This window comes from Rheinheimera sp. F8 (assembly GCF_001518915.1).
Genome location: NZ_CP013656.1, coordinates 1,710,340 through 1,736,598 on the forward strand (window position 1 = coordinate 1,710,340; position 26,259 = coordinate 1,736,598).

Below are 26,259 nucleotides of genomic sequence, written 5' to 3' on the forward strand. Positions count from 1 at the left end.
ACAACAACATGAATACGTATTCAAGCTGGCATGGATGCGGCGAAATGAGGCATTCGCATGCCCAAAGAATTGAGCGTTGCACCAGTCTGAAACAAAAAACCGGCCACAGCGGGCCGGCCTGACTACATCTGGTGCAGGGGCACCGCGTCACTGTTCAACGATGGAACTGGTTCTCGACACCGTTTTCCAGCAGAAAATCACCGAGGTCTAACAAATGCATTTCATCCAGTTCCAGCGTGTCGAGCACCAGATCGGCAATGGCATCCCAGCTGCTGTCGTCGGCCACACCAAATAAACTGCTTTGCTCGCCGACCATATGTTCCGCCAGTTTTAAAATGGCAAACAGCCTTTTTTCGTACAAATCGGTCGAATGCAACATCAATTCAGGCTGATGGTGATAAGCGATCACATTACTGATCTCCGCCGCCAGGCCCCAGCTTTGCGCAATCATAAAACCCAGCATTTCATGGCTGGTATTAAAAAAACGCTGCTCGATTTCGGCAAAGGCCATTTGTTTGCTCAGTCCGACAGTCAGGACTTTCGGATAGTCCGGAAACTGGGCGTGGATCAGCGCCATGCCGGCATTGTGAAACAGGCCAATTGAATAACAATCGTCGGCACACTCAGAGCCAAGCCGCAAATGCTGCGCGATTAACATCGCGGCACTGCCGACATCCATGGCACTGTTCCACTGGCGCAAGGTAAATGGGTCGGACTGACCGTCGCTGAGGGTAAATCGCAGCACCACACTGGAGACGAGCTTAACGACGCGATTTAAGCCAAGGAACTTGCAGGCATGCTCAATCGAGCTGATTTTTCGGCGCAGGCCAAAATAGGCCGAGTTCACAACTTTAAGGGTAAAACCAGCGATACCGATATCCATATTGATCAAAGTCGCGATGGTATTGATATCCGGATCTTCACGATCCAGTTCTTGTTTAATGCGCAGCAGAACTTCAGGTTGTGGGGGAATAGTGAAACCGGTAAGTGCTTGTTCGACCGCTTTCATATCAATAGGTTTGACCATATAGCCAGACTCCGGAAGGCAAAGGACTGATCTGAATAGAGCCTAGTATATCCGCTATATGGGTGAACTGCAGTGTCTGATTAGAAGTAGCCGGCGGGCCTGGCCGACCGCCGGTCTCAGACTGAGCTAACTTAGCTTTTCAGCTTTTTCAGTTGTTTTTGCAACGTTTTCAGTTCTTTTTCCAGTTTTTCTTCTTTGTCATTCAACGCCAACACCGGCTGTAACGCTTGTTCTGCAGCTGCTTTGTCCTGCTCCTGCAGATGAATTTGCGCTAAACGTACACGGGCCCAGGGCAACTGTTGATTTTCACCGTCCTGATAATATTCAATAAACTGTTGCAGGGCCTGTTTCCCGGCGGCTTTGTCTTGTTGCTCGACTGCAGCCAGCCGGCCAATCTGATATAGATAACCGAATTTTTGTTTTGGTTTTTCTGCATATTGCGCAGCTTGCTGATATAAGGCTACTGCCTCGGCGGCCTGCTTTTTGCTCACCAGCAGTGCGGCTTTGTGTGCCAGCAGACGGGATTGTTGCGGTTGTTGCTGCAGCGCGGCATCGATGACTTTTAAAGCTGCATCGGTGTTGTCGTCACTGTCGAGTACCATGGCCTGCGCCAGCGGGCCTGCGACCGGATCTTTTTCAGCCAGTGCCTTTGCCAGCTTTTTGCCTTCATCTTCATCACCACCGGCAATGCCCGGCGCCTGCAGATAAAAGCCAATCAGGTTCAGTTGCAAATCGCCATCATCCGGCGCCAGCTGAACTGCTTGTTTTAATAACGCCAGACCATCTTTGGCGTGGCCTGCGGCCGAAAAAATGCTGGCTTGTTGTGCCAGCGTAAATTGATTCATCGCCGCCATTTGCAGCAAATCAGCATCGTTAGGGAAAGCTTTGTGGGCTTTTTGCAGAAAATCAGCGGCATTTTCTGCCTGATTCAGACCAATCAGTGCCTGGGCATGCGCCTGTTGCAGTGCGACATCGGAGGTAAAAGTTGGCAGCGCGGTGACGTGTTTTTCAATGTTGTTGAACTGGTCTTTCTCCAGCCAACCCTGAATTTGTGCGGCGGAGACGTCAGTCTGACTATGCAGCAATCCGGAGAATATCGACGCGCAGAGCAATAAAGCAGTTTTCATCAGTAAGCCCTTGTGATTATTTGGTTAACGAAGATTAGCCTGATGGTTACTGTATGCGCGATTTGACTCAGATCAGGTCTGACCTTTGCTCTGGCGCCGACAACGTTCTGAGCAATATTTCACCATTGCCCAGTCCCGTTGCCATTTTTTCCGCCAGCTAAAAGGCCGTTGGCAAACCGGACAGGTTTTTTCAGGTAATGCCAATTTGTGATGCGGCAACTGAATCGCTCCTGAACTGAAAAAGTATGGCGGGCACGCACAGCAGGAAGCCTGCGTGGCTTCTGTCAGCCCGCAATAGTGATGGGATAATAATGTTCAGGTACGCGGCAGGACAGGAAACGGATGTGTGGTGTAATAAACGGCGCTGGTTTATGAGTCGAGATAAGGCCGGCCTGCCATCATCTGCTGGGCCAGCTGTACTTCGGCATCTTTGTCTTCCAGCTGCAGGTTGGCAAACTGCACATCAAATTGGATCAGGTCATCTTCAGGCATGTTTAAGGCGATCAGGCGGTCCGGCACATGACCCACCTGCCGATAGGCATTAATGGCGACCTGAGCGGCCTGCTCCATTAGCATAAAGAAATAACCGAGTGGGAAGTCCTGTAATTCCGGTGCATCCAGCTGCGCCCAGCCGAGTAAATCGCCGCTGATGCTTTCGTCGGCATGGTCAGTAAACAACAACGACACTGCGGCAAACGGTGGATTTTCGCCGGATTTATACAAATCGGCGTCAGCTTCGTTAAATAACAGCACATAACCAAAGGCTGGACAGCCTTCTGCATCCATATCGTCAAAGGCAGGGTCGTACACTAAAAACAGGCGATTGTCAGACATGGCAGGCACTCAAAACACAACAGGCCGTCTATTGTACCTAAGGCTGCCGTGTTGCAGAAGCATAAATTTGCAGCAAAGGCGGCTTTGTCGGTTGGGTTGCTGATCTTTTGTCACAGCTGGGCTACCATGCGCGCAGCCAATCCTTGGAGAGCGCCTTGTCATGAGCCAATTTAAACACATTTCAACCAGTGACACTTTTGCCGCATTGCAGGCCGGTCAGGTCGTCATTGCCGATATCCGCGATGATCAGAGTTTTGCCGACGCACATATTGCCGGTGCATATCATCTGACCAACGGTACTTTGCATCAGTTTATGCAACAAACGCCGCCAGAAACACCGGTGGTGGTGGTGTGTTATCACGGCCGTTCCAGCCAGGGGGCTGCTCAGTATCTGGTTGAACAGGGATTTGACACTGTGTATAGCATGGATGGCGGTTTCGAGAGCTGGCGCGGGCAATATCCGAGCGCGGCCTTAAAGGAATAAACGGTATGCACAAACTGGCAGCTCTGAATTCAGCCGCAGCCGCGCAAACTTTTGCTGATTATTGTCTGAGCCGGCACTGGGCAGTCAGTGTCGTGGTACATAGTCCACAGCATGCCGAATTGTTCTGCGAAGAGGCCGACGTTGCAGCAGTAGAGATTGAGTTGCAGCAGTTTTTGCAGCAGCCTGAACTGGACAAATATAGGGATGCGACCTGGCAACGTAGTCAGCCTGCCGCACAAACCGGCAACAGTGGTCTGGCGGCATTAGGCCAGGGATTTTTGCAACAAACCGGCCCGGTGGTCTGGTTGCTAAGCTTGCCGGCGCTGCTGGTGTTTATCGCACTACAGATTTGGCCACAGCAGGTGTTTGAATCTTTGAGATTTTTTCAAGCGGGTGAACTCGAAATACTGAGTTACCGCTGGTGGGGTCCGATGTTCCTGCACTTTTCAGCGTCGCATCTGATGTTTAATTTACTGGCATTATGGATTTACGGGGGCCGGCTGGAAGTATGGCTGGGCAGCCGGCAGTTGTTATGGTTGACGCTGTTAGCGGGGCTTATCAGTAACACCACACAATTTTTACTGGTCGGGCCCAATTTTGGCGGTCTGTCCGGCGTCGTCTATGCGATTTTTGGCTTTGTCTGGCTGTATGGCTGGCGCTTTCCAACCCAGCCATTACAACTGTCGAAGCCAGATTTGGTGATGGCGCTGGGGTTTCTGGCATTGGGATTTGCCGATTTGCTGTGGGTCAATACGGCGAACTGGGCTCACTTGAGCGGTTTTGTCTGTGGTATGGCAGTAGCGATGCTGGCAAGACGCCCGCATCGCTGAGTGGTGAACAGGTTATTGGTACAGATACTTGGTGAATAACACGTCCTGTACCAATTCCGCCCCTGTTTCTTTTTTCAATAATTCATTCACTTTTTGCAGGATTTTCATCCGGACTTCTTCGCGGCCCTGCAATGACTTAATCGTAGTATCCATTTCTTTGCCAAATACACCAACAATGGCATCCAGAATGAGCGGTTCATGATGCTCAATCATCGGCAGAAATTTTTCATCTTTGATCATCAGCTCCATGGTGACGCGGACATAACCCAGCGATTTTTGGCTCTCGGACACATAGTTGGTGACGATATCCGGATCAAAACCATGATAAACCACTTTAGGCTGTGCCGGTGCCGCTGCAGCAGGCTCCTGGGCAAAAACAACAGGCACGAACAACAGTAAGATAAGGCCGAAAAGAGTCTTGTTGGCTAACACAGCAGAGTCCGTTTAATTGGTTTGTTAACAAGTTTACCCGAGAGCACTGCAGAACACTATCCTGACAGTGCGGGGGAGCAGAGAAAATAATCAGCAACATTGTTGCTGGTGCTGCTTCGATTTATGGTTGATTTTACCCGCGCTGTCAAAGCCGTTTTTACCGCGGTCATTTTGCCGGATGAAATCTTGCCGCAGAACTTGGTATGATGCCGGCCTTGATGTGACTGCTGTAGTACAGGTGTTTGATTGATTGATGTCGACATGGCGCCGATTTGGCAGGCGAACTGGTCCGAACACAAGCCGGAAGGGATAACGCCAATTTGGCTGGATTGGTTATTGGAAGCCGGTTCATTAACTGCGCGCTTGCAGCGCACAGGCCGTGCGTTTAGCCTTCATTTAGTGCGACAACAAGATATTGAACTGCCTGCTTTTTTACAGCAGCGCTGGCAGACCCGGCACGGATTATTGCGGGAAGTAGTGTTGTTGCTGGATCAGCAACCCTGCATCTATGCACAGAGTTTTTTACCTGATCACACAGTGCTGGCGCTGCAACCTTTGGCAATGCTTGGCGCGGTACCGTTGGGTCATTATATCTTCACGCAACCGGAACTCAGCCGCAGCACCATTGAGATTGCTGAATTTGCCGAAGGTCTGCAGTTACCCGGATTAGGTGTGTTGCCTCAGCTCTGGGGCCGTCGTTCCTATTTCACTTTGTCACAGCATGAATTACTGGTGCAGGAATTGTATTTACCTGCTTTAACGGAGTTTATCTGAGCATGAGCTGGCAACTGACTCTCGCGCATTGGCCTGAATATAAGCAACTGATGCGGCTGGATAAGCCGATTGGCATTTACCTGCTGTTGTGGCCAACGGCCTGGGCCCTGTGGCTGGCCGCCGATGGTTATCCGGGTTTGACCATGTTGCTGGTGTTTGGCCTCGGAGTGGTGCTGATGCGCTCTGCCGGTTGTGTCATCAACGATTATGCCGATCGCAATTTTGATGGTGCTGTTGAGCGCACGAAAAACCGGCCACTGGCGGCCGGTCGTGTCAGCAGTACGGAAGCGCTGCAGCTGTTTGCACTGTTGCTGGCGCTGTCGGCCAGCCTGCTACTGTTTCTGAACTGGCAGACTGTGCTGTTAAGCGGCGTTGCGGTGTTTCTCGCCGCTATTTATCCTTTTATGAAGCGGGTCACGCACCTGCCACAAGTGGTACTTGGCGCTGCGTTCAGCTGGGGCATGCCGATGAGTTTTATGGCCATTCAGGGCCAGTTGCCGTTGCTGGTTTGGGTGTTGTATGGCGCCAACCTGTTGTGGACAGTTGCCTATGATACGTTTTATGCAATGGTTGATCAGGCCGACGACGAGAAAATTGGTGTGAAGTCTACGGCGCGGTTATTTGGCCGTTATGGCTTTTGGATCATCGCTTTATTACAACTCGCCACGCTGGCGTTATTGGAGTTTGCCGGTCAGCTGGCCGGACTCGGCGAGGCTTACAGCTATGCGCTGTTGATCGTGCTGCTGTTGTTTTTTTATCAGCACCGGCTGGCAAGAAAAGGCCGCGACGGGTGTTTCCGCGCTTTTTTACACAATCACTATGTCGGTGCTGTGTTGTTTGCCGGCATTGTGCTTGGGCAATAAGAGGCCAGAGTAATAAGTGGCCAGGGCAGGAGGCCCGACGACATGGTGCAATCTGAACTTACATCGACAACCACAGCCGACTTGTTGGAGCAACTCGCCGGACTTGATCGCAAAAAACAGCCACGATTGTTGCAACAGATCCGTGCTGAACTGGCGGTTCGTGGGGTGCGGTATCGTGAACAGCAGATCCCGGCCACCAATCCACCACAATACCTGATCGTGCAGACCGGCAATGCCGTGCCGAATCAACTGTCGTCCCCTTTGATAGAGACCGGCTCTCAGGATAGCTATGGCAGTCCATGGTGGGTCAGTGTGTTGTTATTGCTGGTCATGTCGCTGGTACTGCTGCTGTTACAGTTATTCGACAGTATTTTCCAACCGGTGAATGCCAGCTATGGGATCTGTATCGTGATTTTTCTGCTGCTGGCTGAAGCCTGGATGTTGCATAGTCGTCAGCATCAGCACTATTTAGCGCGTTGGTTATCGGAGCAATATCCGCCTCTGCCGGCATATAAACAGCGAGCGATGTTGTATTTTTTTGCTGTGCTTTTTGGCTTTAGTCTGACCGGTACATTCAGCTGGCTCGGTCACCAGGCCAGTGCGCAGCCTGTGCAACGACAAGTGTTGCTGGTGGATATGCGACGTGACTATGGCAGTGGCTGCAAATTCCGCCTGTTACTGCGATTTGGCACCAACAACTATCGGTCTTTGTGTATCAGGAATGAACACCTGTATGACGACTTGCGGCCCAATGATCAGTTGATGTTTCACGGTACGTGGTCCCCGTTTGGCATTAGTGGTCAGGTCCAACCGATTCTGCCGGTCAATACTAAGCGGCAGTAACCGCGCCTGTTGCAGCAGTTTTAGCAGATTTTTCCGGCGTTCTGCCGGCTTCTTCGCATGCTGACATCATCAGATGTTATGGTGCTGCGATCCAAATGCAGCGCTTTGCCGTAAGGTTTTCTAAATGGACAATTCCAAGAGCACTATGCCCGCTTTACATATTCTCGGTTATCTCGGTCTGTTGCCGTTTCTGGCCCTGAGCTTGCTGACGTTTTTCCCGTTGCCGGGTTTTGATGCCTTAGCGATGTTTCAGCGCTACAGCGCTATTATTCTGGGTTTTATGGCAGGAGTGTTGTGGCCGGTCTGGTCGCAGCGCCTGTCGGTCTGGCCTTTGGCTGTTTTTGCGGTTAGTTTGCCGGTGCTGAGTTTTCTCGCTGGTTTTTTACCGCAAGGCGCGACTTTAACTGTCGAACTGCTGTTGTTTGTTGCGCTGCGGCTGGGTGAGCGCTGGTTTGAACTGGACCAACAATATCACCCGGCTTATCTGCAATTGCGCAAACAACTGACTGCTGTGGTGGTAGGTTGTCACGCGGCTTTATTGTTGTTTTTACTGCTTTAATCGCTGAAATATTGCTGCTGCAATTTCGGCGTACCATACGTTATGTGCAGAAAACAAACCCGGCGTCCGCCGGGTTTGTCATTGCTGCAACCGAAACTATTAATGCATATGGCGATGGCCGGTTCTGGCGCCGCCGCTGGCTGCTTTACCCGCAGGTTCAGCAAAATCGCGGATGCTGACTGTGGTCTTCACAAAAGGCTGCACGCCAATACGCTGATAAATCTGCGATGGCACCATGGCTTTGCCTTGGGTGACGACTAACGCTAACTGCCGGATGTCGGCAATGTTTTTTGTCGGGTCGCCGTCGACCAGCAATAAATCCGCATCAAAACCAGGTTTAATCTGGCCTTTGGACTCCGCTACTTTGCTGAATTTCGCACCGTTTAACGTGGCCACCTGCAGCGCCTGCGCCGGGGTTAAACCGGCTTTGACCAGCAACTCCAGTTCACCCTGTAAGGTAAAACCGGCCAGTTCGTCTGTGCCAGCCACTACCGGAATACCGGCTTTGTACATCATGCCGACGAACTCAACCATTTTGGCGTAGGACTTGGCATAGCGGGCTGCGGTCGCGTCATCCGGAATGTCCAGTTCGGCACGGGCATAACCACGCTGCACATCCGGCGGCAGGTTTTTCACAATAGCGCGCCAAGGTTCACCAACAGTGCCGTCGACTTTTTTCAGGAAATCAAAAGTCGCCAGCGTCGGGTCGACTGACAGATGATTGTCTTTCAGTAATTTGATGAAATCCTGTACTTTTTTGCTGTTAAGGTCCAAATCCGCCACTTGTTTCGCTGGCAGGTAGAAACGCTCAAGCGTGCGGGTATCGGTTTCTGGCTTGACCAGGAAATTCAGCAGCAACTGGTTGATATGCTGAATTTCGTCAAAACCGGCCGCAATCACATCTTCCGCTTTTAAAAATGCCGGCACATGGCCACTGACCCGAAGGCCACGGCTGTGCGCATAGGCGACTGTGTCTTTTAAGATCGCTTTCGGAAATGAGTTGTAAATCTTCAGCTGCGGATAACCATGCGCGGCATACCAGTCAATGGCTTGTTTGGCGCCGGCTAAGTCTTTCACCACAAAACCGCTGCGTGACGAGTACGGGCTTTCACCTTCGAGAAAACCGGTCGGTACTATGGTTGGCGCCAGCAACTGGTCGTGAGCAATTTCATCGATCATCAGCTGCATATTGGCGTTGTCGTTGCCCATATCGCGCAGCGTGGTGACGCCAGCGGCCAGGTGTAACGGACCTTCCCAGCGTGAGATATGGCCGTGCATATCAAACAGGCCAGGCACTACAATGCGGTTCGCCGCATCAATTTCATGTTGTACCGGGCTTTGTAACGAGCCGGCTGGTACCACTGTGGTAATTTTACCGCGCAGCAGGTAGATGTCGCTTGGCGCGCCGACCTGCAGCGTGACGCTGTCGAAGATCCGCGCATTACGCACGACGGTCAGGCCATGCAGTTCTTTTGGCAGCTCAGTGGCCATTTTTTCCAGCAACTGGGTTTCAGCTTTGAGCTGCAGAGCCAGCATCGCATCAGCGTTGCCTTGCCAGCCTTCTTCAATCAGCGTCAGATAACCGGGCGCAATACTGGCAAACAGCCGCGGTTTTTCACCTTTGGTGGCCCAGACAAAATTCGGTTCAAAGCCAATGCCAGTCTGCACCAGCAGCTGAATTTGCTGTTTCTCGCCGGCATTTTCGACAATCAGTTCACCGGCGACTTGTTGTTGTAAGGTACCGCTTGGCAGCAATGGCAGGCTGTTTTTACCGCTTTTGGCCATGGCGGCAATGGCAATAGTTGCCAGCTGTGGGGTGCCGTCTACCGGTAAATACATGGCATTTTGGCTGTATTTAGCGCTGCCTTGTTCTTTGCCGGTGCTCCAACGCGCGGTGCCACCTTCGATTTTAAAGGTTTCATTGACGACAGAGCCAAAAGTGGTGGCGCCTTTGGCCTGATAGTCGGTGATAAAACCGTCTTTATTCAGCTTAATGGTTTCGTTAATTTCCGGCCCGCGGCCGTTGTCTTTAAAAATAAACCGGACCGAGGTCTCGCCGTTGTCGTTGATATCAACGATCTGCTCACCGGCTTTGACGCCGTTATCGACCAGAATAGTGTATTTGGTTTGTTCTGCCGCCAACGCCTGCTGGGCAAAAGCCAGCATCGTCAGCAAGCTAAGGGTTTTGATTTTCATTAGATGTTCCCGGTTTTTCTCGTTCGAGCAGCCAGCATAATGCAATTTCGCCAACCGTACTCAATCTGCTCAGCCAATATGACCGGACATTTCCGGTCGTTGGTCGCTTTTTAGCAAGAATTCGCTCTGAGCTTAGTTGCAGAAATCGACCAAAGATCCGGCGGGACGCTTTGGCATCATGCTGCATTGGGGTAGACTAGCGGTTTGCCTTTTTTCCGTGAAGGAATAACCCTGCTGTGTTTCCGATAAGTCCTGTGCAATTACAACTCTGGTTTGATCCTGCAACCTTTCAGCGTGCGCGTGCCTACTGGCAGGCGGGTAAAGTGATCAAACTGGAGTACAACGAAGATTTATCTTCGGTCAGTGCACAGGTCTGGGGCGAAGCATTGGCACCGTACCGGCAATATCTGTCGTTAAAACAACAGGATGGTGACTGGTCTCTGACGGATTCCTGCAGCTGCCCGGTCGGCGGTCGTTGCAAACATGTGCTGGCGGTGTTGTTGAAATTAAAACAGTCGTGGGAGCATCAGCAAGTTGATCTGCAGCAGTTGCCGCTGCGTCAGTTGACGCAATGGTTCGCCGATGCCGAGCGTCAGACCGGTCAGTCAGCGGACAGCAACAAGCTGCGCGAAGTGGTGCTGTATATCCTCAGCTACGGCCAGAGTGGTCTGCAGTTGTACCCGCGCCGGGTAAAGAGCAGTAAAAAAGGTGGTTACAGTAAAGGCACGGCCATCAGTGCACAGGATTTCTCCGGTTATCTACAGCCGTATTGGATTGAAGAAGCGGACTTTCGGCTGCTGAATTTATTCCGCGCGCAGAATTTAAAAGATCAGGCGCTGCTGGAAGACGATTGGGGTTATGCCTTGCTGCAGCAGATCATGGCAACCGGCCGCTGCTATTTTGGCGAAGCACGGCATCCGCTACGCTGGAGCGAACCCCGCCCGCTGCAATTGCACTGGCTGGCGGGCAAGGATGGCTACACGTTGGTGTGGGATTTAGGCGATGATGCGGATCTGGAAGTGGTTTATACCCAGCCACCTTGTTATCTCGACACCAGCAATTATCAGCTCGGGTTACTGGATACTGAACTGAGTGGCCGTGAGCTGAAGCTGTTATCGCGAATGCCGCCGGTACCGGCCAATGCAGCGGCGGATAGTCTGGTGCGGCTGCAGCAGTTGTTTGCCAATGTCAGCCTGCCAATCCCACGTGGCGTTGGCTTAAGCCGGCTCGAAGCCGATGCAGTGCCGGTGTTAAAACTGGGCCAGACCGATGCCGGTCAGGACAGAGCGCTGCTTAGTTTTGATTATGGTGGCCATCGGCTGCCGCTGGATTTAACCGCGCATCAGACTGAAATTCAGCACAATAATGAACGTCTGTTTATCAAACGCCAGCGCCAGATCGAAGTGCAGGCACTGGAGCAACTGACTGAGCTTGGGCTGGTGCAGCTGGATCCGGGCAAAGACAAAGCCAGTTTTGGCACCGGCGAAGGCCCGGATAACCCGCTGTTATGGCAGCAATTGCTGCAAGCGTTGCCGGAACTGCGTGACGCCGGTTGGCGCGTCGAGCAGGACAGCAATTTTAATCAGGCGATTCTGAGCGACCGGCCTTATCTGAAAGTGCAGGACAAAGCCAAAGGCGGTTTTGGCGTCGCGATTGAAGTGGAAGTGGATGGCGTCCAGGTGCCATTGTTGCCGTTGATCACGCAGTGGTTACGGCAATATGGCCTGCCGACCGCGCAGCAGGAAATTTGGCTGAAGTTACCGCAAGGCCAGCTGGCGTTGCCGGTGAGCTTAATCCAGCCGCTTATTGATACCATTGTCGAGTTGCTGAACCTGCAAAAAGATCCGCTGGAGCTGGAACTGCCCGACTACAAGGCGGCGATTTTACCGCCGCCGGGCGCGGCCGAAGTGAAATACCTTAATGCCAGCCGGGTCGCGAACTTAAGTTCGCAGCTGCAGCAATTTGATGGCATCGCCGAAGTACCGGTGCCGGCACGACTGCAAGCAACGTTGCGGCCCTATCAGCAGCAAGGTCTGAACTGGCTCAGCTTCCTGCGCACCTACGGTCTTGGCGGTATTCTGGCTGACGACATGGGGCTTGGTAAAACGCTGCAGACGTTAAGTTTTATCCAAAGTGAACGTGAAGCCGGCCGGCTGAACGAGCCGGTGTTGATTGTCTGTCCGACCAGTTTACTTGGCAACTGGCAGCAGGAAGCGGCACGGTTCACACCGGAACTGCGGGTGCTGCAAATCTATGGCAGCAAGCGTCAGCATTTGTTTGAACAGCTTGCTGATTACGATTTGCTGGTCACCACCTATCCGTTGATCGTGCGGGATATCAAGGTCTACCAGCATTTGCGCTTTAGTCTGGTGGTGTTGGATGAAGCGCAGCATATCAAGAATTCCGGCAGTCAGGCCGCGCAGGCTGTGCGGTTACTTAAAGCCGGATTTCGGCTGGCCCTGAGCGGCACACCGCTGGAAAACCATTTAGGCGAGCTGAAGTCCTTGTTTGATTTTGTGTTACCGGGCCTGCTGGGCACTGAAACCTATTTCCAGCAAGTGTTCCGTAAACCAATTGAAAAACATGGTGATATGGAGCGTTCCAATGCGCTGAAACAACGCATCGCGCCTTTTATGCTGCGTCGTACCAAAAATCAGGTGGCGACTGAACTGCCGGAAAAAACCGAGATCATCCAGTTGCTGGAACTGGAACATGATCAGCGCAATTTATACGAAAGTATCCGGCTGGTGATGGAAACCAAAGTGCGCGAGCTGTTCCTGAAAAAAGGCGTGGCGGCCAGTCAAATCGAATTCCTCGATGCATTGCTGAAGTTACGTCAGGCTTGCTGCGATGCGCGGCTGGTGCCGATTGAACAGGCGCAGTCGGTTAAACACAATGCCAAACTGGAATGGCTCAGGGACAACGTCCCCGAGATGATTGAAGAAGGCCGTAAAATTCTGTTGTTCAGTCAGTTCGCCAGTATGTTGGGCTTAATTGAGCAGGAACTGCAGTACCTCGGCATCCCGTACAGCAAACTGACCGGCCAGACCAAAAATCGTCAGCAACAAATTGACGATTTCCAGCACGGCGACAATCCAATTTTCCTGATCAGCCTCAAAGCCGGCGGCACCGGATTGAACTTAACGGCAGCGGATACCGTGATCCACTACGACCCCTGGTGGAATCCGGCGGCAGAAAATCAGGCGACCGACCGTGCGCACCGCATCGGCCAGGATAAGGCGGTATTTGTTTACAAGCTGATCGCCCGCCACACGGTCGAAGAAAAAGTGCAGCAGATGCAGCAATACAAACGCGGCCTCGCCGACCAGCTGTTCGCCGGCACCCAGGGCCAGCCATGGCAAGGCAGCGCGATGGATTTACTGGCATTGTTTGGTGAGAGTTGAAGTTGCAGGTGGTGATGGCCGCCTGCTACTGATTATTGGTTAGAGAAATCTCGAACCGTTTCTAACTCTCAGAATCTTCAGACTATTTGGTTTCTGGTCCGGAGGCGCTTTTGTCTGGAAAAAGCACTGACACAAAATCAGTTGAGAAATGGCTTGTGGCTTCAGTTCAATACACGCGTGCCACAGACCCCAAAGCACATACCCAGACAATGAATCTGCTTGCGTCGCAGAGTTGCTTGAAGATATGCTCGTCCTTTATTCACAATGTTTGTGCAAAACCAAACCAGGTTAAGGTGAATGGCTAGTGCAGGTTAAGTATGTGATGTTGTTGGTAGCTGGCGAGCAAATGCAAGAGGCTGTCCAGCAGTTCTTGCCTGAATCTGCTGCCTTGCAACTCATTGTTGTGAATAACAGCGCCGATGCTATCACCATACTCAAACAAAAACACGTAGACCTGATCTTAACGGAAATTGAGATCGGTGGGATTGATGGCTGGCGCCTCGCGCGTCTAGTCAGAGCCAACGTGTTGAAATGTGAAGAAAAAACACCAATTATCCTGCTCAGTGCTACCTACTGCGAACGGATCACTGAAACGACCGCGCGGGCTTATGCTATTGATTTGGTACTGCCAAAAGAGCACATCGCGCAAATACCGCAGATTGTTGCGCGTTTTCAACAAGCTGGCCACAGATCCCAACAGCGTCAGACCATTTTGATTGTCGAAGATGATGCCGATATTGCCGAATTGGCGAAAAGAATTGTGCTGCCAAATTATGACGTGGAGATCGCCGTCACCGGTCCACAAGCCGTCGACATGTACCGGCGTAGCGGCAGTTATGCCTTAGTGTTGCTGGATGTGATGCTGCCTGAGCTGAACGGCCAGGAAGTGTTAGCTGAGATTATGCAGCTGAATCCGAAACAATCGGTCGTTGTAATGACAGCGCATGGCGGCATTGAATTAGCCGAGCAAATGATGCTGCAAGGCGCCGCTGATTTTGTCAATAAACCTTTCCGCGCCGAACAACTGCGCCGGGTGATTGACGTTGCGGCCATGCGCGAAGATTTTCTGATCAGCAATGAACAATTTAAGCAAAAGGTGCAGCAATTAGCCGGCAGCGAAGAGCGCTACCGGGACTTGTCAGAAGTGCATCAGCGCGTACTTGATCACGTGTCGACCGTATTAATGGAACTCACCAGCGCTGGCACTATCAAGTTTGCTAACCGGGCCTGGTACGACCTGACGGCGTACAGCGCTGTTGCCGACCCCGCTTCCTTTCTGCATTTTTTGCGGCCGGCAGATCAGACGCTGGTGCGGGCACAGCTGGCAGCAATATGTGCAGGTGATCTTGAACAGTGGCGCGCTGAACTGCAATTGGCACAGCCGAATTTCTGGATGTCACTGAACATGGCGGCGCTGCCTGATAAAATTTCAGGGGTCACTGTGACCTTAGAAAATATTGATGAGCGGAAAAAAGCCGAGCAAGAACTGCAACATCTGGCGATGCACGATCCACTGACCGGCCTGTACAACCGCCACTTCAGCGATCGGGAGCTGATGCGCATCGCGGCGCTGGCGAGCGACAAACAATTACATGCCTTAATGTATATTGATTTGGACCATTTCAAGGTCGTGAATGACTCCCATGGTCATTCACAGGGCGATGCGATTTTACGTGAAGTGGCAAACCGGTTGGCTATGGGGCTAAGTGCTGACGACTTGTTATGCCGGGTTGGCGGTGATGAATTTGTGGTGATATCGCCTGACAAAACCTTAGAGCAGGCCAACGAATTAGCGACAAGGCTATGTGTCGCGCTGGACGCGCAACCTTACCGGTTGATGGATAAGGTGTATACCTTAAGCTGCAGTATCGGAGTGACCATTGTTGATGGCAGTCAGCCCGATGCCCAAGTGTACTTACAACAAGCGGATATTGCCTTGTATGTTGCCAAGGCCAAAGGACGCAACAGAGCGCATTGCTACAGCGTGAGTGATGCGGCCAGTGACAAGTTGCGCAACTCGTTACAGTGGGCGCAGCAATTGCGCGAAGCCATAGTGAACGACCACATTGTCATGCATTTTCAGCCCATTATGTGTGTGCGTACTGCCGAGATAGTCTATTACGAAGCTTTAGTTCGATTGAATTTAAACGGTAACATTGTTTATCCCGGTGAGTTTATTCAGGCACTGGAACAGGTCGAAGACATCAATCTGCTGGATCATCAGGTCATTGGTAAAACCATTGAGATGATGAGTCGTCATCCGGTGTTGAAAAAAGTGGCGATAAACCTGTCAGCTCAGGCGTTTCGTGATGAACGCTTAGTGCCATGGATCGAACAAACACTGCTGAAGTACCAGGTAGCGCCAAGCCGTGTGGTGTTTGAACTGACTGAAACCGCCAGCCTGAACAATATTGCCGGTACTTGCGCCATGTTTAATCAATTGAATCGGTTGGGCTGTGAGTTTTCTATCGACGATTTTGGTACCGGATTCAGCACCTTCAGTTACATCAAACAACTACCAGCCAGCAGTATCAAAATCGACGGTTCTTTTGTCAAAAACATGCACCAGGACGCGATGGATTTTGTACTGGTCAAAGCTATGGCTGAAATTGCCCATGCATTGGGCCGTAAATCAGTTGCAGAATTTGTCGAAAATGAACAAATTCTGACGCTGCTGCAGCAACTGGGTGTCGACTACGCGCAGGGCTACCATATTAGCAAACCACTGCCGATTGAACTTCTGGAAAAAACTTTCTAATTCATAGCCTTACTTAATATCCCTGCTGTAAATTTAACCACTTTTGTGATATACCCTAGGCTGAGGTAACAGCACCTCGGTACTATCCATAAGGTATATCCAATGCATGATCTTTCAGTGGAGCAAGGACAGCGGATAGACAAGGAATTAGTGACTTATGCCGATCTATTGGTCGAGTATTTAAATATATTGGGTGTTGAATATGTGTTTGGCGTGCCCGGAGGCGCCATAGAGCCACTGTTTAATGCATTAGCCCGCAGTGAACGACGCGGAGGCGTGCGCGCAGTGGTTGCCCGACACGAAGCCGGTGCAGCGTTTATGGCAGACGGCTACGCCAGAGAAACCGGCAAGTTGGGCGTCTGCTGTGCGACTACAGGTCCAGGCGCCACTAACTTGTTGACTGGCGTTGCCAGTGCGTACGCCGACAACGTGCCGATGCTGGTGATCACCGCCCAAACACCATTGCCGAAGTTTGGCCGGCGCGCTTTGCAGGATTCATCCTGTGCCGCCATCGACATTGTCGGTATCTTCCGGCACTGTACCCGCTATAACTCTTTGGTCAGTCACCAGGAGCAGCTGGAAAATAAACTGATCGCGGCAGTGATGGCCAGTAGCCGTATTCCGGCCGGACCTGTACATATCTCAATCCCATCCGATATTTTGCGATCCGATGCCGGCTATTTACCAAAAGTAAAACCAGAACTGCTGACCCAACAATTCCAGCTGACTGATAAAGTTGGGCTGGAAAAACTGATCCAGGAATTGTCTCAGGCCAAACATATTGCCTTGTTTATCGGTGACGGCTGCAAAGATGCTTCTTCTTCAATCATGCAATTGGCTACATTACTGAACGCGCCCTTTGTGTCAGGACCGATGGGTAAACGTTGGGTCGACGAAACGCATCCGCTGTACCGCGGCGTGTTCGGTTTTGCCGGCCATAGCAGTGCTGCTGAGCTGTTGTCTGATGTCGATGGAAAACTTGACCTGGTACTGGCGATCGGAGCAGCGCTCGGAGAGCTGGGAACCAGTGGCTGGTCGGAAGAATTGATAAATCACCGGCTCATCCATATTGATTCGAGTGTTGAACATTTCACCCGTTCACCAATGGCCCGTTTACATGTGTGCGGATCATTACCGGCCATTTTTAAGAAATTGGTTGATGAAGTACAACAAGCGCAGAAAAAATGGGGAAAATGCTGGCCGGATTTTGGCGGTGTTGCCGGACTGAATGCGCTTGGCGGCCGCAGCGTCTGGCGTGATGCGGATGCGATGACACATACATCTGTCCCATTCAAACCACAAACGCTGTTTTGTCAGCTGGCCCGCTCGTTGCCGGTGGATAGCCGCTTCTTTGCGGATGCCGGCAATGCCTGGACCTGGGCGATACACTACTATCAACGATCCGAGTGCAATGGCAAATTTCATATTGCGATGGGACTTGGTTCAATGGCCTGGGCTATCGGCGCCGTCATCGGTTCGGCTCTGGGCGATGCCAGCCGCTCCCCGCATGTCTGTGTCACCGGCGATGGGGCTTACCTGATGAGCGCGCAGGAAATCACCGTAGCAAAACAACAAAACCTGCCCATTTTGTTTATCGTGCTCAATGATGGCGTGATGGGCATGGTGATGCATGGTCAGCGCCTGGGCAACGCCGAAGCGGTTGGATTTGAACTCGGGAGCGTGAATTATGCGCAAATGGCTCAGGCTGTGGGGATAGATGCATTTGTGATTGAATCAGTCGAGCAGCTGCAGCGTATTGATCTGAATAGCATTTTCACTAGTAACGGGCCAACTTTGCTGGATGTGCGGATTGATCGGGAGGAGATCCCGCCGATGCTGTCACGGGTGCAAAGCCTGCAAAATGTGTCGATGACTCCAGGCGGGTGATTGCACAGACAAGCTCCGCCAGGCGCCCGGCCGGCGGAGCTAAATCGTGTGTGCCGGGTCAGGGCTCTGCGTCCGGTACCGGGCGCGGCGCTATCCCGTCGTAACGGACGTCCTGGCATTGCAATGCCAGAAAACTATGCTGCGGTTGCTGCAATTGGTCGATATAACAGGCCGTAACGCCACTGGCCACACACAGATTTTTAATCCGGTAAACATCGTCCGGGGTAAAACCCTGATCGGACATAAAGGCTGCAGTGTAACCGCCAATATTGATACCCATGCCATAAGTTGCCAGTAAATAATCTGACAATTGATTCGCCAGCGTCAGATGCGGGCCATCGGCAAACCCCAGTGCGGCGGTCATGTTCCGGTGGGGCTCTATCCGTTCATCATGGCGGGATACAGGCCGGGCAAAGCCAATGATGGCAGGTTTGCCGTGACGGAGTGGCACACTGGACACCAGCTCTTCTAACGTCATACCGGCCTGAATTTGTTGCACTGCGTGCTGAATAAACTGCATGGCTAACCTGGAGGTCAGGCTGCCGCCATAAGCGCGGGAGTCGGCGGCCAGACAGCCCGCGGCAGTTGCTGCGCTCGGACTTGTCTGCATTTGACCGGCAAAAGCACCAACCTGATTACACCAAATCCGCGCATCAGGATAACTCATCACCATAAAATTGTTTTCTAGCCAGCAGGCGAGTTCGGTACTGATCAGGCGTCCCGTCGCATTCAGCACCAGGACCTGCATGTAGCTTTTTTGCATAAACAAATCATGCAATAACGAGTACTGCCGGATCTGCACATCTTCACCGCCAACCCACTTCCCAATTTTGGTGACAATGCGGCCACGGCGGGCGTCCCATAAGGCGTATTTATCGGTCTTGTTGGAATTCATAGTCGTCATCCGACAATAAGGGCGAGTCTGTGATCGGTTTGTGGGTTTGTTCCATACCATGGGCTAATAAACCCGGAGCCCGCAAAAGCTGAAACAGCCCGATACTTTCGCGTTTACCGATGCCCAAATCCAGACAACAAGCCGCACATAAGCCAATGTCTAAGATACCTTGCTGTTGTGGCTGCCAATGCGATTGCAGTTGATTGCAGAGTCGCAGCGCCGGGCCTGCCGCCGGTAAACTGCTGAGCTGGGTCAGCAGGCGCGCCTGCAGGGGGTCAACACCGGCATACACCTGACCGAAGCCTGCCGGTAGTGGCTGCAGGGCCGGCTGGAAGTCGTTTTGGCTCAGGCAGTCTTGCAGCGCTTGCCATGCTTCAGCGACAGCCGCTGCACCCTGACGTTCGCCTCCCAGTACTTGCAGACCAATCGGCAGCAAATGCTCTGGCCGTGCTTTACTGATGGCTGCAGTCATCACGGCGCGGGTTGCCGGATGACGAGGGCCGGCATTACACAAGGCGATCTGTAACTGGCTCAGCAACTGGGCTTGTGCTGCAGTTGGCAGCTCGCCGGTCAGCAATAAATACAACACGTCAGTAAAACTGCGCTTTTGCATCAGTTCGGCTAACTCATAGCCGAAAATGTGTTGCTGCACCGCTACATAGGGATTATCTGCCGCCGCGACTTCCGCAGTGATTTGAGTGCTGGCATGCCTCGCGTAAACAAAATCTTTTGTCATTTCAGAGTTGCCAGTTGTAACTGACCTGAAGGTGCAGACTACGTCCTTCCATCAGGAAATCGTTGCTGATAGCCGTACCGCTTGGCTCGTACACTGCTTTATCAAACAGGTTGCGCACCGAAGTTTTTACCCGCCATGGACTGTCGCCCGGTTGGTAATTCAGCGACAAGTTCCATAGCTGATAGTCTGCCAGTGGCGGCCGCGTGTCGGTTTGTGCCCTGCGCCGGTCAGCAATCCAGTGCGCCCAGCCGGATAATTGCCAATTGCTGTTTACATCATAATAAAGCCGCAAAGAGGCGGATTGGCCGGGGGCATTGGCGACCCGTTGGCCGGTTGCTGCATTTTCGGTATTTTGGTAAGCAAAGTTGAAATCAACCCGCCATAGTGAGGCTGGTTTATAAGTCCATTCAAATTCGGCCCCTTTGCCGTTTAAATCAAACACGTTTGCGGTTTGCAAAAACGAAGTGCCCGGCACTGGCGCTTTATCTATTAAATCTATGGCTTTGAACCGATACATGTTGAGAACTAAGTGATTGTCAAAGTTCAGCTGATAATCAAACACCAGTTCTGTGGTATCGATGGTTTCCGGATCCAACGCCGGGTTGCCCAAACCAGATGGATTGTTTTGCAGGAACAACTCATTAAACGACGGCGCCCTGAACGCACTGCCGTATAAGAGTTTGGTTGTTAAATTATGCGCTGTATTCCACACCACAGCCGCGCGTGGGTTGACGGTTGAGCCGAAATCAGAGAAATAATCATAACGAACACCGTAGGTGACCTCCCAATCTGCGGCTACCTGCCAGATATCCTGTACACTCAGGTGGCGGTTGGTGCGGCTGATTGGCTTCACATAGATGTAATCGCTGCCGGTTAAATCTGTTAGGTTCCCATTGACTGTCGGGGTTTTTCCATCAATCACGCCTGGCCCAAAATTCTTATATTCGCGCGGTGTCAGTTTTTGTTCAAACCAGCCAAGTTCAAAGCGTACCTCGTGATCTTTCAATGCTTTGTAATTCAGGATGCTGTTAAAACGGCTGTCTTTATGATTACTGTGTGGACTGCCGATGTAGCCGTCGGTGAAAGTCACGAGGCCATTGGGTTTGGCGAAATTGATATTGCCATCAGCCCCAATGGGCAATATGGCGCCGGCAGGGAACAGGACAAAATAGGTTTCGCTGCGGGCGTCCATATAAGACAGGTCATTGGTCCAGGTTAAATGACTGCTGAGATCCTGCGTATGAGTAAGTTTACTGCGATAGTCGCGGAATTTTTGATAACCCGTGCTATCCAGTGCTTGTGCACCACCGGGGCCTAAACCGCCATCGCGTTGCTGCCACCACCATTGTTCCCATTTCCAATTCTGCAATTTGGCACTGGTATGAGCATCAATAATATCGTAGCGGGTCGCCAAAGTGCCGGGTGCTTTTGAAACAGCAGTCCGGAATACCCGGTCAAATACCGTTTGTTGGTCAGAATTCGCAATCCGATCCGGATCACCATCGGACTGCTGATGTTCGAGGGCAAAGCCTAATTCTATATCTTGCCATTTCCCCCCGGTTTGCAGCCAGATGTCACGGCTGTCAAAGCTGCCAACCCGCATCCCGGCATTAGTGGCAGTTTCAGCTAAGTTTTTGGTGACAATATTGATAACGCCAGAGAAGGCGTCGGCACCATAAACGGCGGTGCCGGGACCACGGATGACTTCAACCCGTTCTATCACGTTGGCTGGAAAGCGGAATGTATAAGGTAAACCACCGGAGAAACTGTTTTTAAACTCAGTGCCGTTCAATAGCACTAAAACTTGCGGATTAAAGCCAGTTTGAATGCCGCGGATAGAATACACAGAATCCAGCCGGCTGATGGTCGATGGAGAAATATGCAGACCTGGCACCATTTCGAGCACTTCATCGAGATGACTGGCGCCCATTCGGGCAATGTCTTCGGCAGTTATCAATGTCGTCACGGCCGGGGCTTTGTCTATGCGCTTCTTCGTGCCGGTGGCAATGCTGACAACGTCGACCTCACCATAAAAATCATCCAGTTCGTCTTGTGCTATATCCTGGTTGACTGCCATGGCCGAAAAAACTGAACTACCCGCCATCCAAATCATTGCGCGAACAAACAAATTGAGCTTCATGAAATGCTTCCTTTAAGCCGAACCATCTTGCGCTGCACAAAGAGTATCGACATGAATCGATTTGTTTGTCCAGAATCTATTGATTTACATAGAGTTCTGTCTTTGATATCGGAACTCGGACGACGAAAACGGAACCCTGGTGCAATTGACTCATTGCTGTGACTGTACCGCCCATCAGTTCGACAAACTGCCGGGTGATGGCTAAGCCAAGGCCTGTGCCGCCGCTCCGACGGCTTTGAGTGCCATCAACCTGATAAAAGGGCATAAAAATTTGTTCAAGCTGGTGTGGGTCTATACCGCAACCAGTGTCGGTAATACTGAACTCGCATTGATTACCTTCTGTGTGCACACGTAAAGTAATACGTCCTGATTCGGTGTATTTGCACGCGTTACTCATCAGGTTTACCAATACTTGTAATAATTTTTCCCCATCAATCCACAATTCCAGTCCCTTGTTGCTGATGTCCAGCTGCAACTGATTGCTCTGCAGCAAAGGTTTGATCAGGTCCACGCACTGCTGGATCACCTGCGATACCCGCACCCGGCTCAGATGTAGCTCCATTTTACCTGCTTCAATTTTGGAAAAATCCAGCAAGCTATTGATCATCTTTAATAAGTTTTCTGCATTGCGTTGCGCCCGGTTCAGGTCGTCAGTCAGGTCCGCGTAGTCGGTAAACTCAAGCTGTTCGTTGACCAAATCAATATAGCCAATAACCGATTGCAGAGGCGTGCGCAGTTCATGGGTAATATTGGCCAGAAATTCAGATTTGTGCCGACTGGCGGTCAATGCGGCATCCCGTGCAGTAGTGAGCTCACGGGTCCGGATCTCGACCAGCGTCTCTAATTTTTGCTGGTGCAGACGCAGTGCTTCATCGCGTTCAAGGATCGCCGCGGCCATCTGTTGATAAGCCAGGCTGATATGCTGGATCTCAGAGCTGCCGCCACTGACTGGCGAGTTGGCCTGGCGCAGGAAATCATCACTTTGCATGCGCTCGGATAACTGCCTGAGCGGCAAAGTGGTTTTTTGCACCCAGTTGCTGATAAACCACAAAATGATCAATGCCGCCAGCGCCACGGCGCCAAGGCTGATCAGCAGGCTATGGCCGATTTGCTGTTGCAACCGGGCCTTGCTGAATACCAGCAAAGCATAACCCAGCGGCAGACTCGATGGGGCATCCAGTGACAGCTCAGCCTCGGCGTGTTCGGTATTTTCCTGTACCTGAACAGCAGCGGCCAGGAACACCTGCTGATCAAGCTGCCAAATCCGGATCTCATCAGTGGCCGGCTCTGCCAGCAGATCTTTGAAAGTTTCAGCTGTCTGCGTGTCACCATGCCACACCAGCAGCTGGTTTTCTTTGCTCCAAAGACCTGCCCCGACAAAGTCGGGAAATGTCTTCATTTGCTGCAGCACAGGCTCGGCGTTCACCGTACTGCCGGTTAACAGGGCCAACACAGATTGTTCGGCAAAAGAACGCGCCAGTTGTTCAGTATTCGACAGCATCTGTTGATTGGAAAATCGTGACGTCAGCAACACAAATAACACGCCGAGCGTGCCAACCAACACCAACATACTCGGCAGCAGCAAGCGCAGTAATTGGTGTTTGAGGGTGGGTTTTACCGGGTGTGTCATGGTCTGCTTTACGCTTATCTGAATGTTATCGGAATTTGTCGTAAAACTTCCTGTTTGTACTCCATACCTAAATGGGCTGCGGTGCGCAGATTTACTGCTAATTGCACCTGTTGCAGCGGTACTACTGTTGCTGCGGCTTTACCTTGTTGCAGTTGCTGCACCAAAATGACCAGTTCCCGGCCTAACTCAAAATGATCGGGAAAAGTAGAGAAAAGCGCACCGCGTTTGGCGTGTTCCGGTTTACTTGAAAACAAGACAATGTTGCGTTCCCACGCTAATTCAATCACTTGGGGTAAAATAACTTGCTCATTCGCGGTGATTGCATCGAACGGTAACCAAACTGCGTTACTGGCTGGATCGATGTTTTGTAACAGGTCCTGATAAGTTTTGACCGCATCTTTCAGGTCTTTCACTTCTTCCGCGATGACTTCGATGCCAAAATCAGAGGCTTGCGCCACAGCGATTTGGATCATCCAGCGACTGGGATCTGAATACACCACATGGACTTTTTTAATGGCCGGCGCGAGCATTTTCAGCGAGGTAAACAAAACTTTCGGGTCAGTTAACAAGCTGATGCCTGCGAGTCCTGCAGGTTGCAACGGCAGCGCACTGACGACGACGTTATTCGTTTGTTGAATTTTTTGTGCGACTTGATAGCCACTTTTACCTAAAGCAATGACCAGATTGCTCGGATCCCGCGACAATTCTTTTGCAGTGTTTTCTAATGGGGATTTGCCATCAAGCGGGTAGAGCTGCAGCCCATCTTGTTGTTGATGTTCAATACCCCGGATGATTTGCTCAAAAATTTCATTGTAAGGCGCTTTGACTTGCGGGTAGACCACCGTCAAATCAGCAGCCAGCAGTTTGGCCGTAGCCATCATCGCTGGTATCAAAATGCTGATGGTATAGGCAGCCTTACAACGCATAAAATCCTTTTGACTCACCAATTTTTACACGCCGATCAAGCATGCTCAAAGTGTCATTTTGAACTTAACAGTCAATATTGGGCTAGAAAGTATCCATTTGTCAAAAAATCCTGCATGATCGCGGTTGTTTCCAAATTTATCTGAAATATTAGTTACTTAGCGTTCCGTTAGACTTCAGTATCCATCTTGTCCGCGCTTGGGGCAAAAGTCTGGTGCCTAAGCAGATTCACCCAAAGCAGATGTAACCCGGTTTTGTTGTAAGGGCCAACGGAAAAGGTTGATGCATCAGCTGCGTCTATGCTGTGTTACTACATTTTTCATTGTTTCTGCGAAGTCGTCAGTTCAAACTATTATAATGAGAACCAGCCGTATTTTTAGCTTCAGGAACAGCCATGCCTTTTTATTCCGCTGATTTTATTAAAGAAATGCCAAAATCTGACTTACATTTGCATCTGGATGGCAGTTTGCGCCTCGAGTCGCTGATTGACATGGCGCAGCGCAGCAAACTGATCCTGCCGTCTAATACGGTAGAAGGGATGAAAGCGCTGGTGTTTAAAGATCGCTACAACAATCTGGGTGAATACCTGCATGGCTTCCAATACACCTGCGGTGTGCTGCGCGATCTGGAAAATCTGGAGCAGGCAGCCTATGAACTGGCGCTGGATAACCAGGCCGAAGGCGTGAATTACATCGAAGTCCGGTTTGCACCGCAGTTATTGATGGATCCGGCCGTCGGGATCGATTTCGACCGTATCATGCATACCGTCAATAACGGTCTGAAACGTGCTATGCATGAATACAATGCGCATGATCAGGTCCAGCATGGTCACAGACCGCCTTTTGCCTACGGCATTATCAATTGTGCGATGCGGATGTTCAGCGGCAAAGGGTTTTCGCCGTATTACACCAACCTGTTCCAGTTAATGCGTGATTTCGAGCCGATGCAGGTGATCAAACTGGCGGCGATGGAACTGGTCCGTGCCAGCGTACGTTTACGCGATGAAGCGGGGATCCCGATAGTTGCTCTGGATTTGGCCGGGCAGGAGTCTGGTTTCCCGGCGCACAATTTTAAAGAAGTGTACGAATATGCCCACCAGCATTTCTTGCTGAAAACTTTGCATGCTGGCGAAGCCTATGGCGCCGAGTCGGTGTTTGAAGCTATTACTGAATGTTATGCCGATCGGATTGGCCACGGTTATTCCATGTTTATTCCGGAGATGATTAAAGATCCGGCAATAACGGATAAGCAGAAATATATCAAAGAGTTAGCGTCATATATTGCCGATAAACGCATTGCAGTTGAAGTGTGCCTGACGTCAAACCTGCAAACCAACCCGGCGATCACCGATATCAAGCAGCACAAGTTCAAAGATATGCTGGAAAACCGCATCGCCACAGTGATTTGCACCGACAACCGGCTGGTGTCGAATACCACCGTCAGCCGCGAGTATCAGCTGGCGGTAGATAATTTTGATATCCCGTTGAAACGCCTCAAAGACATGGTGGCATATGGTTTCAAAAAGAGCTTTTTCCCAGGCAGCTATGTGGAAAAACGCGAATATGCCAAGCAGTGTCTGAATTACTTTGATGTGGTGTCACGCAAATACGGTTTTATCAATTAAATCTGCTTTTTTACACAACACAAAAGCGCCTTCTGGCGCTTTTGTGTTTTCTGGCCGCCGGTACTGCAGTCGTCTGGTTCAGGCGAAACTGGCAACTCACGCCTGGTTACGGATATTTTGCACAAGACGGGTGATGATTAACTTATTGAAATAATTATAAATAACCATGTATTTGCTCGGAAGGGTAAAACTGTCGCAAAAAAGATACAGGCTAACATATTGATTTATATATATAAAATATTTACCTGCTGTTTGCTGTCGCTAATTAGCAACAGATCCTTAGATCCTACCC

The 26,259-nt window shown here is 51.1% G+C and carries 21 protein-coding genes; 10 read left to right on the forward strand and 11 right to left on the reverse strand.

Annotated features, from left to right (window positions below; all coding sequences use genetic code 11):
• Window positions 1-154: 154 nt before the first annotated feature.
• From ATY27_RS07760 to ATY27_RS07775, 4 genes are all read right to left on the reverse strand, one after another.
• The gene (locus tag ATY27_RS07760; RefSeq protein ID WP_208933031.1) at window positions 155-1,027 is read right to left on the reverse strand and encodes an HDOD domain-containing protein; all 873 of its coding nucleotides are present in this window, start codon (window positions 1,025-1,027) and stop codon (window positions 155-157) included.
• 131 nt (window positions 1,028-1,158) lie between these two features.
• On the reverse strand, window positions 1,159-2,154 hold the full coding sequence (locus tag ATY27_RS07765) for a hypothetical protein (RefSeq protein WP_208933032.1): 996 nt from the start codon (window positions 2,152-2,154) through the stop codon (window positions 1,159-1,161).
• Window positions 2,155-2,226: 72 nt separating this feature from the next.
• The gene (locus ATY27_RS19970; RefSeq protein ID WP_208933033.1) at window positions 2,227-2,373 is read right to left on the reverse strand and encodes a DUF2256 domain-containing protein; all 147 of its coding nucleotides are present in this window, start codon (window positions 2,371-2,373) and stop codon (window positions 2,227-2,229) included.
• 150 nt (window positions 2,374-2,523) lie between these two features.
• Window positions 2,524-2,988, reverse strand: a complete 465-nt coding sequence (locus ATY27_RS07775; RefSeq protein ID WP_208933034.1) for a hypothetical protein — start codon at window positions 2,986-2,988, stop codon at window positions 2,524-2,526.
• A gap of 160 nt (window positions 2,989-3,148) precedes the next feature.
• Between ATY27_RS07775 and glpE the strand changes: the two genes are divergently transcribed.
• Both glpE and ATY27_RS07785 read left to right on the forward strand, forming a co-directional pair.
• Window positions 3,149-3,472 carry a thiosulfate sulfurtransferase GlpE gene (gene glpE, locus ATY27_RS07780; protein WP_208933035.1) on the forward strand — a complete coding sequence of 108 codons (324 nt, stop codon included), beginning with the start codon at window positions 3,149-3,151 and terminating at the stop codon, window positions 3,470-3,472.
• A 5-nt stretch (window positions 3,473-3,477) separates the two neighbouring features.
• On the forward strand, window positions 3,478-4,302 hold the full coding sequence (locus ATY27_RS07785) for a rhomboid family intramembrane serine protease (protein WP_208933036.1): 825 nt from the start codon (window positions 3,478-3,480) through the stop codon (window positions 4,300-4,302).
• Between the two features lie 12 nt (window positions 4,303-4,314).
• Here the strand turns inward: ATY27_RS07785 and ATY27_RS07790 are convergent, their stop codons facing one another.
• Window positions 4,315-4,734 (reverse strand): flagellar basal body-associated FliL family protein, encoded by a 420-nt coding sequence (locus tag ATY27_RS07790; RefSeq protein ID WP_244151417.1) that lies wholly within the window; start codon window positions 4,732-4,734, stop codon window positions 4,315-4,317.
• Window positions 4,735-4,980: 246 nt separating this feature from the next.
• Here ATY27_RS07790 and ATY27_RS07795 point away from each other — a divergent pair, with 246 nt between their 5' ends.
• From ATY27_RS07795 to ATY27_RS07810, 4 genes are all read left to right on the forward strand, one after another.
• Complete coding sequence (locus tag ATY27_RS07795; protein ID WP_208933037.1) at window positions 4,981-5,508, forward strand: chorismate lyase; 528 nt, start codon at window positions 4,981-4,983, stop codon at window positions 5,506-5,508.
• A gap of 2 nt (window positions 5,509-5,510) precedes the next feature.
• A complete protein-coding gene (gene ubiA, locus ATY27_RS07800) occupies window positions 5,511-6,371 on the forward strand; it encodes a 4-hydroxybenzoate octaprenyltransferase (protein ID WP_208933038.1) in 861 nt (286 codons plus the stop codon).
• A 42-nt stretch (window positions 6,372-6,413) separates the two neighbouring features.
• Entirely contained in the window at window positions 6,414-7,214 is an 801-nt protein-coding gene (locus ATY27_RS07805; protein WP_208933039.1) for a hypothetical protein, read from the forward strand.
• Between the two features lie 124 nt (window positions 7,215-7,338).
• A complete protein-coding gene (locus tag ATY27_RS07810; RefSeq protein WP_208933040.1) occupies window positions 7,339-7,773 on the forward strand; it encodes a DUF3429 domain-containing protein in 435 nt (144 codons plus the stop codon).
• 99 nt (window positions 7,774-7,872) lie between these two features.
• Here ATY27_RS07810 and ATY27_RS07815 read toward each other — a convergent pair whose 3' ends face one another.
• Complete coding sequence (locus ATY27_RS07815; protein WP_208933041.1) at window positions 7,873-9,969, reverse strand: amidohydrolase family protein; 2,097 nt, start codon at window positions 9,967-9,969, stop codon at window positions 7,873-7,875.
• A gap of 236 nt (window positions 9,970-10,205) precedes the next feature.
• Here ATY27_RS07815 and ATY27_RS07820 point away from each other — a divergent pair, with 236 nt between their 5' ends.
• The 3 genes from ATY27_RS07820 (at window position 10,206) to ATY27_RS07830 (ending at window position 18,018) form a co-directional block, all read left to right on the forward strand.
• Entirely contained in the window at window positions 10,206-13,373 is a 3,168-nt protein-coding gene (locus ATY27_RS07820; protein WP_208933042.1) for a DEAD/DEAH box helicase, read from the forward strand.
• Window positions 13,374-13,719: 346 nt separating this feature from the next.
• The gene (locus tag ATY27_RS07825) at window positions 13,720-16,131 is read left to right on the forward strand and encodes an EAL domain-containing protein (RefSeq protein ID WP_244151418.1); all 2,412 of its coding nucleotides are present in this window, start codon (window positions 13,720-13,722) and stop codon (window positions 16,129-16,131) included.
• A gap of 102 nt (window positions 16,132-16,233) precedes the next feature.
• Entirely contained in the window at window positions 16,234-18,018 is a 1,785-nt protein-coding gene (locus ATY27_RS07830) for a thiamine pyrophosphate-binding protein (RefSeq protein WP_208933043.1), read from the forward strand.
• A gap of 58 nt (window positions 18,019-18,076) precedes the next feature.
• On the opposite strand, the gene ATY27_RS07835 is transcribed toward ATY27_RS07830, so the two are convergent.
• The 5 genes from ATY27_RS07835 to ATY27_RS07855 all read right to left on the reverse strand — a co-directional run bounded on the left by ATY27_RS07835 (window position 18,077) and on the right by ATY27_RS07855 (window position 24,345).
• The gene (locus ATY27_RS07835) at window positions 18,077-18,913 is read right to left on the reverse strand and encodes a hypothetical protein (RefSeq protein ID WP_208933044.1); all 837 of its coding nucleotides are present in this window, start codon (window positions 18,911-18,913) and stop codon (window positions 18,077-18,079) included.
• The gene (locus tag ATY27_RS07840; RefSeq protein ID WP_208933045.1) at window positions 18,891-19,649 is read right to left on the reverse strand and encodes a citrate/2-methylcitrate synthase; all 759 of its coding nucleotides are present in this window, start codon (window positions 19,647-19,649) and stop codon (window positions 18,891-18,893) included. The genes ATY27_RS07835 and ATY27_RS07840 overlap by 23 nt, the downstream gene beginning before the upstream one ends.
• Before the next feature lies 1 nt (window position 19,650).
• A complete protein-coding gene (locus ATY27_RS07845) occupies window positions 19,651-21,789 on the reverse strand; it encodes a TonB-dependent receptor (protein WP_208933046.1) in 2,139 nt (712 codons plus the stop codon).
• A gap of 76 nt (window positions 21,790-21,865) precedes the next feature.
• On the reverse strand, window positions 21,866-23,419 hold the full coding sequence (locus ATY27_RS07850; protein WP_208933047.1) for an ATP-binding protein: 1,554 nt from the start codon (window positions 23,417-23,419) through the stop codon (window positions 21,866-21,868).
• A 14-nt stretch (window positions 23,420-23,433) separates the two neighbouring features.
• On the reverse strand, window positions 23,434-24,345 hold the full coding sequence (locus ATY27_RS07855; RefSeq protein WP_208933048.1) for an ABC transporter substrate binding protein: 912 nt from the start codon (window positions 24,343-24,345) through the stop codon (window positions 23,434-23,436).
• 392 nt (window positions 24,346-24,737) lie between these two features.
• Between ATY27_RS07855 and ATY27_RS07860 the strand changes: the two genes are divergently transcribed.
• Window positions 24,738-25,967: an adenosine deaminase family protein gene (locus tag ATY27_RS07860; RefSeq protein ID WP_208933049.1), complete on the forward strand. Its 1,230-nt coding sequence runs from the start codon at window positions 24,738-24,740 to the stop codon at window positions 25,965-25,967.
• The last annotated feature ends 292 nt before the right edge of the window (window positions 25,968-26,259 follow it).

Bases quoted from the DNA above. Each gene is read 5' to 3' on its own strand.
- ATY27_RS07760 (WP_208933031.1), bottom strand. From the start codon at position 1,027: ATGGTCAAACCTATTGATATGAAAGCGGTCGAACAAGCACTTACCGGT.
- ATY27_RS07765 (WP_208933032.1), bottom strand. From the start codon at position 2,154: ATGAAAACTGCTTTATTGCTCTGCGCGTCGATATTCTCCGGATTGCTG.
- ATY27_RS07775 (WP_208933034.1), bottom strand. From the start codon at position 2,988: ATGTCTGACAATCGCCTGTTTTTAGTGTACGACCCTGCCTTTGACGAT.
- glpE (WP_208933035.1), top strand. From the start codon at position 3,149: ATGAGCCAATTTAAACACATTTCAACCAGTGACACTTTTGCCGCATTG.
- ATY27_RS07785 (WP_208933036.1), top strand. From the start codon at position 3,478: ATGCACAAACTGGCAGCTCTGAATTCAGCCGCAGCCGCGCAAACTTTT.
- ubiA (WP_208933038.1), top strand. From the start codon at position 5,511: ATGAGCTGGCAACTGACTCTCGCGCATTGGCCTGAATATAAGCAACTG.
- ATY27_RS07805 (WP_208933039.1), top strand. From the start codon at position 6,414: ATGGTGCAATCTGAACTTACATCGACAACCACAGCCGACTTGTTGGAG.
- ATY27_RS07810 (WP_208933040.1), top strand. From the start codon at position 7,339: ATGGACAATTCCAAGAGCACTATGCCCGCTTTACATATTCTCGGTTAT.
- ATY27_RS07815 (WP_208933041.1), bottom strand. From the start codon at position 9,969: ATGAAAATCAAAACCCTTAGCTTGCTGACGATGCTGGCTTTTGCCCAG.
- ATY27_RS07825 (WP_244151418.1), top strand. From the start codon at position 13,720: ATGCAAGAGGCTGTCCAGCAGTTCTTGCCTGAATCTGCTGCCTTGCAA.
- ATY27_RS07830 (WP_208933043.1), top strand. From the start codon at position 16,234: ATGCATGATCTTTCAGTGGAGCAAGGACAGCGGATAGACAAGGAATTA.
- ATY27_RS07835 (WP_208933044.1), bottom strand. From the start codon at position 18,913: ATGAATTCCAACAAGACCGATAAATACGCCTTATGGGACGCCCGCCGT.
- ATY27_RS07840 (WP_208933045.1), bottom strand. From the start codon at position 19,649: ATGACAAAAGATTTTGTTTACGCGAGGCATGCCAGCACTCAAATCACT.
- ATY27_RS07845 (WP_208933046.1), bottom strand. From the start codon at position 21,789: ATGAAGCTCAATTTGTTTGTTCGCGCAATGATTTGGATGGCGGGTAGT.
- ATY27_RS07850 (WP_208933047.1), bottom strand. From the start codon at position 23,419: ATGACACACCCGGTAAAACCCACCCTCAAACACCAATTACTGCGCTTG.
- ATY27_RS07855 (WP_208933048.1), bottom strand. From the start codon at position 24,345: ATGCGTTGTAAGGCTGCCTATACCATCAGCATTTTGATACCAGCGATG.
- ATY27_RS07860 (WP_208933049.1), top strand. From the start codon at position 24,738: ATGCCTTTTTATTCCGCTGATTTTATTAAAGAAATGCCAAAATCTGAC.